Annotated in this window: 12 protein-coding genes; all 12 read right to left on the bottom strand. The window is 59.1% G+C overall.

Going from position 1 to position 11303, the window contains the following annotated elements; translation table 11 throughout:
- Nucleotides 1–640: 5-oxoprolinase subunit PxpB (pxpB, locus tag Mhypo_RS10705; RefSeq protein WP_119341284.1), on the bottom strand; the 640-nt coding region annotated here is incomplete at its 3' end.
- Nucleotides 641–675: 35 nt separating this feature from the next.
- The gene (locus tag Mhypo_RS10700; RefSeq protein ID WP_119341283.1) at nt 676–1428 is read right to left on the bottom strand and encodes a LamB/YcsF family protein; all 753 of its coding nucleotides are present in this window, start codon (nt 1426–1428) and stop codon (nt 676–678) included.
- A 177-nt stretch (nt 1429–1605) separates the two neighbouring features.
- Complete coding sequence (locus Mhypo_RS10695; RefSeq protein ID WP_119341282.1) at nt 1606–2910, bottom strand: TRAP transporter large permease; 1305 nt, start codon at nt 2908–2910, stop codon at nt 1606–1608.
- Nucleotides 2911–2913: 3 nt separating this feature from the next.
- On the bottom strand, nt 2914–3420 hold the full coding sequence (locus tag Mhypo_RS10690; protein WP_119341281.1) for a TRAP transporter small permease: 507 nt from the start codon (nt 3418–3420) through the stop codon (nt 2914–2916).
- A 255-nt stretch (nt 3421–3675) separates the two neighbouring features.
- Nucleotides 3676–4638: a TRAP transporter substrate-binding protein gene (locus tag Mhypo_RS10685; protein ID WP_119341280.1), complete on the bottom strand. Its 963-nt coding sequence runs from the start codon at nt 4636–4638 to the stop codon at nt 3676–3678.
- Nucleotides 4639–4650: 12 nt separating this feature from the next.
- A complete protein-coding gene (locus tag Mhypo_RS10680; protein WP_119341279.1) occupies nt 4651–5466 on the bottom strand; it encodes an IclR family transcriptional regulator in 816 nt (271 codons plus the stop codon).
- A 125-nt stretch (nt 5467–5591) separates the two neighbouring features.
- Nucleotides 5592–6569 (bottom strand): deoxyhypusine synthase family protein, encoded by a 978-nt coding sequence (locus tag Mhypo_RS10675; protein WP_119341288.1) that lies wholly within the window; start codon nt 6567–6569, stop codon nt 5592–5594.
- 180 nt (nt 6570–6749) lie between these two features.
- Nucleotides 6750–8555, bottom strand: coding sequence for a hypothetical protein (locus tag Mhypo_RS17930; RefSeq protein ID WP_147075465.1), 1806 nt, complete (start codon nt 8553–8555; stop codon nt 6750–6752).
- A gap of 13 nt (nt 8556–8568) precedes the next feature.
- Complete coding sequence (locus tag Mhypo_RS10670; protein WP_119341278.1) at nt 8569–9270, bottom strand: PilW family protein; 702 nt, start codon at nt 9268–9270, stop codon at nt 8569–8571.
- Nucleotides 9271–9843, bottom strand: coding sequence for a prepilin (locus tag Mhypo_RS10665; protein ID WP_119341277.1), 573 nt, complete (start codon nt 9841–9843; stop codon nt 9271–9273).
- Between the two features lie 11 nt (nt 9844–9854).
- Nucleotides 9855–10382 carry a pilus assembly FimT family protein gene (locus Mhypo_RS10660; protein ID WP_119341276.1) on the bottom strand — a complete coding sequence of 176 codons (528 nt, stop codon included), beginning with the start codon at nt 10380–10382 and terminating at the stop codon, nt 9855–9857.
- A 394-nt stretch (nt 10383–10776) separates the two neighbouring features.
- Complete coding sequence (locus Mhypo_RS10655) at nt 10777–11298, bottom strand: hypothetical protein (protein ID WP_119341275.1); 522 nt, start codon at nt 11296–11298, stop codon at nt 10777–10779.
- Nucleotides 11299–11303 lie beyond the last annotated feature (5 nt).

The raw sequence follows: 11303 nt of genomic DNA, 5'->3' as shown, positions 1-11303 counted from the left end.
GTTCGGGGGGTAGGGCTGGGGTGGGGCCCTGGGCGGGCACAAAGCGCACCCAGTCCCCTGCCTCCAGCAAAAACACCCTTTCCCGCTGGGGGTTGTATACCTGGGCCAGGGCGGTTCCGATCAGATGCCACCCCCCGGGCGAGGGCAGGGGGTAGATGCCGGTCTGGTTTCCCGCCATGGCCACGCTGTGGGCCGGCACCAGTGGGCGTGGGTTGTTGCGGCGGGGCAGCCGCAGGCGCTCGGGGAGGGGGCCCAAAAACGGAAACCCTGGGGTGAAGCCGGTTGCGAATACGCGGTAGAGCGGTTCACTGTGCAGCTGGATGACTTCATCTAACACCAGACCCGTCTGCTCGGCCACCCAGGGCAGGTCGGGCCCGTCGTAACGCACGGGAATCTCGAGCTGTTTTCCTGGTTCCAGGCTGGGCAATTCTTCCAGGTATTGCCGCACCCAGCGCTCTACCTGTGCTTTAGATACCCGCTCGGCATCGTACTCGAGGTACACATTTACATAACCCGGCACTATATCGGTCACCCCAGGCAGCAGGTTGGCAACCAGGGCCTTTGTGAGGGCTAGAAGTCTTGCATTGGCCTCGAGGTCGAGCTGTTCGGAGAAAGATAGATAAAAGCCGGTGAGGGTCATGGGCAGCGACGTATCCAGGTGGTGAACCAGGGGCTTCAGTAGGTCTGGATGCCTATGCCCTCAGCCTCCAAGGCCTCCCTGACGGCCCTGGCTATCCCCACTGCGTTGGGGTTGTCTCCGTGAATGCACAGGGTCTGGGCCCGTACCTCGACCCAACCGCCGTCCACTGCCTCTACCCGGCCCTCCACCACCATCTGCACGGCCCGGTGGGCAGCCAGCTCAGGCGAATGAATCCAGGCACCAGGGGTGCCCCGGGGGGCCAGGCGACCATCGGAGGCATAACCCCGCTCAGGAAAGGCCTCCGCAACGGTACGAAGCCCCAGCTTCTGGGCCTCGGCCTCCAGCGGCGTGTTGGGCAATACCACCAGGGGTATCTGGGGGTCGAAGTCCCGGGCGGCCTCGGCGATGGCCCTTGCGGTCCCGGGGTCTTTGGTGGCCCGGTTGTAGAGGGCGCCGTGGGCCTTGATGTGGTGTAAGGGCATCTGCGCCGCCTTCAAGAAAGCCCAGAGGGCCCCCACCTGGTAGAGCACATCGGCGTACACCTCCTCGGGCGTGGCGGCCATCTCCCGCCGCCCAAACCCCACCAGGTCAGGAAAACCTGGGTGCGCCCCCACGGCCACCCCGGTCTGCCGAGCGAGCTCGAGGGTGCGCTTTATGGTCAGAGGGTCGCCCGCATGAAACCCGCAGGCCACGTTTACTGAGCTAATCAGGGGGAAGAGTTCCTCATCCCGACCTAGCGTCCAGTTGCCAAACGATTCGCCGGCATCGGCGTTCAAGTCTATTTGCATATAACCTCACGGAAGACCGAAAGCCCAATGGCTTTCTGTGGTGTAGAAGAGATACCGCTTTCATCTGAGGTGTTCAGAGGTCCAGGGTCTAAAAACCATACCCTCTTAATCGGCGGGGCCATTAGCTGTTGCCCCAATATTAAACCTTCACCTTTAGCCTACAGCTCCCTTTAGCCATCAACCCCCAGTCATGGTGCGGGGAAGCCAGGTCACAATATCCGGGAACACCGTGATCAGGGCCGCCGCCAGCAGCAGCATAAACAAAAAGGGCAAAGCCGAGCGGGCAATGGTAAAGATGTCCCGCCCCGAAAGACCCTGCAGCACAAACAGGTTGAAGCCCACCGGAGGAGTAATTTGGGCCAGTTCCACCGCAATCACCAAAAAGATGCCAAACCACAACAGGTCAATCCCCGCCGCCTTGGCCAGCGGCAGAATCACCGAGGTGGTCAGCACGATTATGGAGATGCCGTCCAGAAAGGCCCCAAGCACCAAGAACAGCAGCATGAGCACAGCCAGCAAAGCGTATTTGGAAAGCCCCAGCTCGCCCACCCAGGCGGCCAAAGCCGCCGGGATACCGGTAAAACCCATAGCAATCGAGAGCACCGCTGCCCCGGCCAGAATAAAACCAATCATGCTGCTTGTACGTACCGCGCCCATCAGGCTATCCAGCAAACCCTGCCAGCTCAGGCTGCGCGTCCAGAAGGCGATCAGGAGGGCTCCCAGCACCCCCAGGCTGGCCGCCTCGGTAGGGGTAGCCACCCCCAAATAGATCGATCCGATTACCGCTACCATCAAAAGCAGCACCGGCATTATTTTGAGTAGCCCATACAGACGCCGCCCAAGCGGCATCGGCGGGTCGGGCGGGGGCATCTTCTGGGCGTTGAGGAGCCCAGCCAGCATCACCCAGCCCATGAACAAAAGCATTACCAGAAGGCCCGGCAGCAACCCTGCAATGAAGAGCCGGGCCACCGAGACCTCGGCAGCCACACCGTAAACAATCATCATCACCGAGGGGGGAATCAGAAGGCCCAGGGTGCCCGAACCGGCCAGCGAGCCCAGCACCAGCCGCTCGGGATAGCCCCGCCGCAAGAGCTCCGGCAGGGCAATCTTGCCCACGGTGGCGGTGGTGGCCGCCGAGGAGCCGATCACCGCAGCAAAGATACCCGAGGCCAGCACGTTGATGTGCAGCAGGCGGCCCGGGATGCTACGCAGCCAGGGGGAAAGCCCCTCGAACAGGTCGGCGGCCAGGCGGGTGCGGTAGAGAATCTCCCCCATCCAGATGAACATGGGCAAGGCCGCCAGCGACCAGCTCGAGACCGACGTCCACAAACTGCTCGCCACACTGGCTCCCGGGGGGGTGTTGGTGAAAAACTGCAAGCCCACCCAGCCCACCCCCAGCAGGGCCAGGGCAATCCAGACCCCACTGCCCAGGAACAAGAGCAGCAAAAGCACCAAAAAAAGCGCCACCTGGGTTAACTCCACCGGCTACTCCTGTCCCCCACCCTCAGCAAGATAGCTGGGGAGCTCTCCTCTGAGCAAAGCCCCCAGGTTATCGGCCAGCGCGATGGTAAATATGGTCAGACCCACCGCCAGAAAGCTCTGCGGTATCCAGATGGGCAAGGGCAACAGTCCGGGGGCCAGGTCGCCATAGCGGTAGGAATCCAGCACCAACCGCCAGAGTTGCAGCGTGGCGTAGCCCGAGGCCAGCAGGGAAAAAGTGCCAACCAGGAGCTCGAGCGCCCGCCGCACCCTGCCCTGAAGCCGCCGCACCAGCACCCCCACCCGGATGTGTGCACCCGCCCGCAGGGTGGGGGCCAGGGCCAAGAACACCGCCCCCGCCATAGCAAAGCCCGACAGTTCGTTGGCCGAGGGAATGGCTACCCCCAACTGCCGCCCCAAAATCTGGGCCAGAATAATCACAAAGATAAACACCACCAAAAGCCCCGCCAAAAGGCTCGAGAGGCCGTACAGGCCTTCCAGGAACTTGCGCATAATCACCCCTAATACCGGTAGACCGCTTAAGTAACCAGAAACTACAGAGGTTGTCTGTTTGAATCCTGGAGCATACCCCTCCCTATCGGTCGGCGAAAAAAGCGTCTCCCTTTCCAAGGGGCGGTATCGCCCTTCGCTACGCGGATAACTTCGGCCCTGTTGATTCGTTACCGTTCGGTAACGAATCAACCGAGCCTGGTATAACCCTTGAAGCAATAGAGAGCGAGCGGGCTTGGGCCCTCACAGGACAAACCGCTAACGGCCCAGGTAGGCCCGGTAGATGTTGACCCCGGTCGCCCCGGCCCGCCGGAGCCACTCATTGGTCATGGTCTGGCCCACCTTTTTGAGGTCGGCTACCAGTTGCGGGCTGGGCTGCAAGACCTGCATCCCCCGCTGGGCCAGGATGGCACTCTTGCTGGCCGCCTCCTGCTGGCTGGCCTGCCAGCCGCGCTGCTCGGCACGACGGGCTGCTGCCAACACGGCCTCGCGGTCGGCGGGGCTCAGGCTGTCCAGGGCCCGCCGGCTCACGAAGACCATGTTCTTGGGAATCCAGGCCCGCAGGTCGTAGAAGTAGCGGGTGAAGTCCCAGGCCTGACTGTCCACACCCGTCGAGGGAGAGGTCATCATGGCCGCCACAATGCCGGTAGCGAACGCCTGGGGAATGTCGGCGGCTTCAACCTGGGTGGGCACCATGCCGGTGAGTTCGGCGATGCGGGCGGTAGCAGGGTTGAAGGCCCGGAAGCGCACCCCGCGAAGGTCGGCGATGCTGTTCACCGGCTGTTTGGTGTAGAGCCCTTGCCCCGGCCAGGGCACCGAGAACAATAGAGTCATGCCCCGGCGGCTGAGCCAGTTTTCAATCTCAGCGCGAGAAGCCCGGTAGAGCCGCTGGGCATCGTCGTAGCTACCGACCAGGAAGGGAATCGAGTCCAGGGCAAAGACCGGGTTCTCGTTGGCCAGGAGGGAGATCAACACCTCGCCTATCTGAATCTGGCCGCCCCGCACCCCGGGCAGAATCTGGGGGTGGGGTAGCAACGAACCCCCACTGTTGACGCGAATGACCAGACGGCCCTGGGTGGCAGCCTCTACCTCCTTGGCGAACTCGCGGATGTTGATGGTATGGAAGTTGCCATCTGGGTAGGGGGTGGCCATGGTCCACTGGGTCTGGGCCAGGGCCGCGCTCAGGGCCAGGCTTGCCAAAAGTCCGACGAGTTTATGCATACTTCTCCTCCTTTATGGCTGAACTGCCAGAAGCGACGATAAAAAACCCTCGAGGTCGGCCCGCCAGGGCCCTACGAACCCAAGCTTTTCCGATATTTCCCGGGCCGATTGACTCAAGGCTTGCAGGTAACCAGAGAGCATTTTTGGGTCGCGGTGGTGGGCTTCTGCTCCGGCCAGGCTCAAGGCCGCCAGCACCTCGCCCTCGGAGCCCCGAATGGGGGCGGCCAGCTCGGCGGAGTGGGGCTCGAGCTCCCCAAAGCTCACGGCGAACCCGGTTTTGCGGGTCTGATTCAGCAATTCTTGCAAATGCTGCAGGGCTACCGGTGTGGCCGGCGTGTAGCGCTTACGCTCACTCTGGAAGATACCCTCCTGCACGGTATTCGGGGCAAAGGCCAGCAAGAGCCGGGTGGAGGCCCCGGCATACAAGGGCGCCCGCCGCCCCGGGGCAATATAGAGGCGTACCCTCGAGCGGGCTTCCACCACCTCGAGGTAGACCCCCTCCAGCCCATCCCGCACCACCCACTGCACCGACTGGCCTGTGGCGTCGCGCAGGGCCTGCATGAAGGGCAGGGCCACCTGACGGGCCGGGTAGGCCGCCTTGACCAGGGTACCCAGGTGTAACAGCCTTGTCCCCAGGCGGTAGCGGTCGTTTTCGCGCATCAGCAAGCCATGCTGCTCGAGCGCCCGCAGGCTGCGCAGGCAGGTGGCCTTGGGCCAGCCGCTCGCCCGGGCCAGCTCCGAAAGGCCCCAATAGGGGCGTTCCTCGCTGAAAAACCCCAGCAAGTACAGGGGGCGCTCGAGAGTGGGAATGGCTTCAAGTGGTTTCATTGAATGAACCGTCTGTTTATTGAATGAACCTGTTGGCAAAACACTACGACCCACTCCTCCCAACTGTCAAGGGGGGATGCTCGCTCGATCGAGATCTAAAGCCCCAGAGGCACTCGGCCAGATGTTTACCAGCCCAGCACCATGGCGAACATTAAGGGCGCTACAATCGAAGCATCTGACTCGATGATGAACTTAGGGGTGTCGGCGGCTAGCTTGCCCCAGGTGATTTTCTCGTTGGGTACGGCCCCCGAGTACGAACCATAGCTGGTCGTGGAGTCGGAGATCTGGCAGAAGTAGCCCCACACCGGAATGTCTGGGCGCTGCATATCCTGGTGCAGCATGGGCACCACGCAGATGGGGAAGTCGCCCGCAATGCCCCCGCCAATCTGGAAGAAGCCGATGGAATGGCGGGCGCTGGTCTCGAGGTACCAGTTGGCCAGTTCCATCATGTACTCGATGCCGGTTCGCACCGTGTGCACGTTCCTGATTTCGCCGTTCAGGCAGTGCCCGGCATACATGTTGCCGGTAGTGGAGTCTTCCCAACCGGGTACCACGATGGGCAGGTTCTTCTCGGCAGCGGCCACCATCCAGCTATCCTTAGGGTCAATCTGGTAGTGGCGCTCGAGCTTCCCCGAGCGAATAATGCGGTACAAAAATTCGTGCGGGAAGTAGCGCTCCCCGGCCCGGTCGGCGGCCTCCCATTCCTCCAACAAGGCCGCCTCGAGCCGTCGCATGGCTTCCATTTCGGGAATGCAGGTGTCGGTCACGCGGTTGAGGTGTCTTTCCAGCAAGCGCTGCTCATCCAGAGCGGTTAGCTCGCGCCAGTTGGGGATGCGCTCATAGTGGTGGTGGGCCACCAGGTTAAAAAGGTCTTCTTCCAGGTTAGCCCCGGTGCAGCTAATAGCGTGTACCTTGTCCTGGCGGATCATCTCGGCCAGCGAGATACCTAGCTCGGCGGTGCTCATAGCCCCCGCCAGCGTGACCATCATCACCCCACCTTGCTCGAGGTGGGCCCGGTAGGCCTCGGCAGCGTCTACCAACGAGGCCGCGTTAAAGTGACGGAAATGGTGTTTGAGGAAGTTTGAAATCTCGCCGTTTGCCACCTGGATACCTCCCAACTCGCGGGGTGGGCGAAAGTGGCTCCCCCCTTCGGCCCTGAGTGCAGCGCACCTGCCGAACGCCGGAATACCGCAGGCCCTGTGGCCTGCTTTGCTCCGCCTGCAAGTGTACTCGAGTCCACCGCGATTTCAAGACCTGAGCAGGTCTTGGTTAAGAGCAACCGCTTAGAAGCGCTCGTAGGAGACCACAGAAAAGGAGGCAACCTCACCGTAAGGTGCCCGCAGCATTGCACTAGGAAGATTAGAGCTAGTATCTATGAAGAAAAGACTTGGACTTCCGCCGGTACCACAAGAGTCGGTAGTACAGAACTGGTTTGCGATTGCAGTCCCCACAAAGGATGATTGTGAACCAGACATTACGAAGCGGTTTTCGGCATAGACTATCCCCATCACAGTCATCTGGTTATTTGTGTAAGTAACATTTTCATCTGCAATTAACGACAAGTTTTGCGTAGGAAACTGGGGTATAGCATCTGGCACCAGGCTGCCCCCCAAAGTGAATGATCCGCCTTGGGATGTAGAAGGATTCCTTTCCAGAAACAAACTGGCCGAACGACCAAGATTACCGTAGCCATAGGCCTGATAGTTTATTTGAACATTGGTAACCAAGTTGAACCCATACAAGTTTACAGTTCCATACACCCTCAAAGTTCTGGTCGCAGCGTCATACGCAAAGCCCCCAGCAGGATTGACTCCTGACTCATGAGTGCGATATGTACAGTCAAACGAAAGATTTACGTTTTGAGAAGCATTATTGCCTTGAGTCAAAGTTATATTGGGCTGCGAACCCGATAGGAATTGGCGACATCTGGATTCGTTGTTCCACTGTGCGTTAGCTGGTAGTTGCGGAAGAACAATAGGGTTTTGACCACTAGCTACAAACTGGATTCGGGCATCTGAGCGAAGACAATTTCGCCAAGTGACACCAGCGCCACAAAGCCGTTCATTTCCAGGATCATCTAGACTGGGAAATCTGGGTGAGGCGGTGTCGGAAAGGTCATAGCGCCCTATAGATTGAGCACAAAGACCGCCATTATTTCTACAATTTTCATCATAGATAACGGGATTATTGGGAAGGCTGTTGGCTTGATAGAGTAAGGCCCTCGGTTCGTTGACTGCCAATCTTTGGTCTCCGACCCTGATATCGAGGAGTTGATTGTTTGGATCGGTGGCAGGGTTAAAGTTCGGCGGATTTGGGCGTCCTAGACCAAAGCTATTACTTTGCACACCAACCCGACCCCAACGCACACGGAATGTGGCGCATAAGTCGTTATCTGAAGTTACTGCTGAGCGAGCTCTCAGATTCCGCAAATCACCTTCTGCGTCAGTTGTCAAGTTAAAAGTATTCAAAGCCGTCATGTTGCCACTGCCAGTCAAAACGGTCGGCGGTGGCGAAGGAGGATCGGGGTTTGGTCTTTGCCCCTCAATGAATACCCCACCGTAAATTCGTGGACTACCAGTGATTACTTGCTGGCCAGAACCCTGGCCAATTACAAGTCCGTATCTAAAAAGGCCCGCATTGCTTATGTCGAAGACTGCTCGAACTCGAGAGCGGGCTCCACTGAAAGTCCCCTCAGAAGTAATTATCATGAAACGTGGACGGCGGGAGTCGCGGCTAATCGTAACTCTGGCGGTTCCGCCACCAATCTGTTCTGTGAATGTTATTGGGAAGCTCTGGGGTGGGTTGGGACCGCCTCTATCCCAGTCAATGCCCCCACTCAAAACATTTTCACAGGCGTTTAAGCTGACGGGCGTAAGGTTCTGCAAAGACCAGCGAAAATTCTGAAAAAGCGCGGTCTTGTACTTTTGCAGCCCCGCCTGGGCAATGTAGTTGGCCTGGGTGGAGGTGGCGTCGTTGCGGGTCACGAACTGCTCTATTTGGGTGGTGTAGAAGGTGCCAAACACCAGCAACCCCACCAATACCAAAATGACCAGGGTAGCGACAATGGCGATTCCAGACTTCCGACGCATACTTCCTCCTGCCTCAGTTTTTGAGGTTGGGCATCAAGACCTCTTGGGTAAGTGCCAGGCAAATGCGCCCTGGCGGGCAGTTCACGGTACCCCCGCTGGCGGTGGTGTAGCTGCTGGCAGGGATATTGGCCACGGTGGCGGCAGACTGTCCGATAACCGTGACCCTGGCGCTGCGGGGGTAGCTGCCTGCGGGGCAACTGGCCGTATCGGCAGTGGTGTTGTTGCTGCACTGGTACTGTATGTCCAGCGCCAGGATGTTGGGAGCCAAATCCACCAGCGAGGCCGCACTACCACAGAGAACATCCGAGCGCTGCAAGGTATTGCCGCTAAAACCATAGCTCACCGTGCGACAAGCTTTGGTAGGGTCGGGGTTTCCGCTAGAGTCGACGCGCAGAGTGGTCACATACTGAACAGTGAAGCCATCCTGCACGCCGGTGTTGGTGGAGGTAATGCAGCTAACCCCACTACATCCGCTGGAAACCGTGGTAATCAGGTTACCGCTGGAATCGAGGAAGCCCCTCGAGCCCACCATCTGTAAATCTTGCGTGACCATCTGCATCACCATCCGTACCCGGTCCTGCACCTCGCTGCGGCCCTGGGTGCGCTGGGTTAGGTCGCGCTGGTCGCCAAAGTAAATCGCCACCAAAGTCAGGATTCCGGCCAGAATCCCCATGGCTATCAGCAGTTCAACCAGGGTAAAGCCGTGCCTGCGCATCTAGGGGCCTCCTGCGGGGGTGGGACAAGGGGCGGGGGCGTCTGAGGTGGGCGAGGGGAACACATCGTAGCAACTGATGCGGTTAACCAGCGTGACCGTGGGCCCCCGGCTGTGGGTAGCGGTCACGGTGATGATGATGAGCCCTTCCCCCAGCAGCCCGGACTCTCGGGCCACACTCCAGCGGGTGGTAATCTGGTTATTGGTGGTGCCGCTGCCGTTATCGCAACTTATCCCCGAACGCAGGGCCGTGCGAGAAGAGTTGCTCGAGGGTGTGGGCAGCGCAACAGGAGGGTTGGGACAACTGTAGAAGTAGTCCACAAAGTAAAAGCTCTTGTTGGCGCTGATGTCGTCGCGCAGGCTGTTGCTGGAAGGGGGTGTCTCCACTTGCAGCACCAGCGCAGTCTGGCGCTCCAATTCCGCCGTGGCAGCAGCCTTGACCTGCGAGACCAGCCCGGTCTGGGCACTGGCCCGCAGGCTGGAAAGCTGGCTGAGCACCAGGGGCACAAAGGCAATGCCAATGATGGCCAGGGCCACCAGAAGTTCCACAATGCTGATTCCCACTGGCTTATGCATGGCCCCACCCCTTATGGACATGTACCACTCACCACCTGACTGCGGCCTTGTTGGTTAATACAAACGGTACGCTGAAAGCTGCCCGCGAAATTGCTCAACACAATGCTGAGGCGTTCTTGTTCTTGCGGAACCCCACGGGCATCGAAGGTAAATCTGTAGGTTCCGGCATTGGGGCAGTTGGTAGTAGAAGAAGTTGAGGCGGTCAGGGTAGCGGACTGGCACCGGACTCGAGGAAAATCACCCTGACCCAGGGTGATGGTCTGAAGCACAACTGGGTTGGCGAGGTTTGGGTTATTCCTGTCCAGCACCCAAACCTGAAGGCTGCCGTTGCCAACTGTATTGAAGGAGATACCCCCAAGGGTGTTGTTACGAATGGCCTCGAGGCGCGCCCTTGTGACCTGCGCGGACAAGACCTCGCTGGCCTGAGAAACTGCGATGCGGTCGGGGTTGAAGTAGCCCAGCCCAATCGTCAGCAAAATACCCAGGATCGCCAACACCAAGATGATTTCAACCAGCGTTAGGCCCCCTACCCACCTCATAGTCCAATACTAATTGTAGGACGTCTGGGGCTCGCACAGCGCCCCTATTTGGGGGGAGAGCAGAATTGCTCGCAACGCTTGTTTGGGGTGATTCAAGCGCAAAAAACCCATTTCCATAACCTAGTCATCACCCCGAAAAGTAGGCAAGTAACGAAGTTCTTCACATTAATATCTCATTAATCCAGTCTTGGGGCAAAGGACATAAAAAATGAGGAGCCAGGAGGCTCCTCAACAAAACTCGAGACCAGCTTTCCAAAACAAGCCCGCAGACGCAGTATCGCGAGCAATTAGCAGGAGCAAGGCAATGGCTCAGGGTTAGGCAACTTTCCAGATTGCTTCGATACCTTTGACGGCTCGCCCGGTAGATGTGGCGCTCTACGAATGCAAATTGACCTTACGCCTGGCTTATCTGGGTCAGCCTGGCGATTATCTCGTCTAGTCGCGTAGCGGCTGGCTCCTGGGCAAAGGGATTAGGCGCGTTCAGGTCAAGCGCTAAAGCGGGGGTTTGCTCAGTCTGAGTACTGGACTCGGTATTGGTCTGGTTCTGGCTACTATCGCTCGAGGTGTTGCCGGTCTGGGTGGTCTGGTTGGCAGACTCGGGGGTAGCTTCAGCAGGTTGTATGGCAGCACGCTGCTCGGGGGTCAGTTGAGCCTGAATCTGCTGGACATACCACTCGGCCATCACGGGCGTGAGGGCTGCCGAGCTGCGAATGGCCCGCAGATAGGGTAGCAGAAGATCGACTTGTTCCTTCGTTAGTTTGTTCTCGCCCTCGAGGAGCTTGCCAATCCCCTCGATATGTGCGGCCAGTTCGGTCATAGCCGAGCCGGGCGCAGGGGGCTGGGGGTCGGTTTGCGCCAGCGCGTTGCCCCAACCCAACAAAGCCAAAACCAAGAGTACCGCTAGACCGTTTTTCATGGCGT

This window comes from Meiothermus hypogaeus (assembly GCF_003574035.1).
GTDB classification, from domain to species: domain Bacteria; phylum Deinococcota; class Deinococci; order Deinococcales; family Thermaceae; genus Meiothermus; species Meiothermus hypogaeus.
The sequence above is the reverse complement of the archived record's forward strand: the minus strand, read 5'-3'. Positions and strand labels throughout refer to the sequence as shown.

Excerpts from the sequence above, each read along its gene's own strand:
- Mhypo_RS10700 (WP_119341283.1), bottom strand. The coding sequence starts at position 1,428 with ATGCAAATAGACTTGAACGCCGATGCCGGCGAATCGTTTGGCAACTGG.
- Mhypo_RS10690 (WP_119341281.1), bottom strand. The coding sequence starts at position 3,420 with ATGCGCAAGTTCCTGGAAGGCCTGTACGGCCTCTCGAGCCTTTTGGCG.
- Mhypo_RS10685 (WP_119341280.1), bottom strand. The coding sequence starts at position 4,638 with ATGCATAAACTCGTCGGACTTTTGGCAAGCCTGGCCCTGAGCGCGGCC.
- Mhypo_RS10680 (WP_119341279.1), bottom strand. The coding sequence starts at position 5,466 with ATGAAACCACTTGAAGCCATTCCCACTCTCGAGCGCCCCCTGTACTTG.
- Mhypo_RS17930 (WP_147075465.1), bottom strand. The coding sequence starts at position 8,555 with ATGCGTCGGAAGTCTGGAATCGCCATTGTCGCTACCCTGGTCATTTTG.
- Mhypo_RS10670 (WP_119341278.1), bottom strand. The coding sequence starts at position 9,270 with ATGCGCAGGCACGGCTTTACCCTGGTTGAACTGCTGATAGCCATGGGG.
- Mhypo_RS10665 (WP_119341277.1), bottom strand. The coding sequence starts at position 9,843 with ATGCATAAGCCAGTGGGAATCAGCATTGTGGAACTTCTGGTGGCCCTG.
- Mhypo_RS10660 (WP_119341276.1), bottom strand. The coding sequence starts at position 10,382 with ATGAGGTGGGTAGGGGGCCTAACGCTGGTTGAAATCATCTTGGTGTTG.
- Mhypo_RS10655 (WP_119341275.1), bottom strand. The coding sequence starts at position 11,298 with ATGAAAAACGGTCTAGCGGTACTCTTGGTTTTGGCTTTGTTGGGTTGG.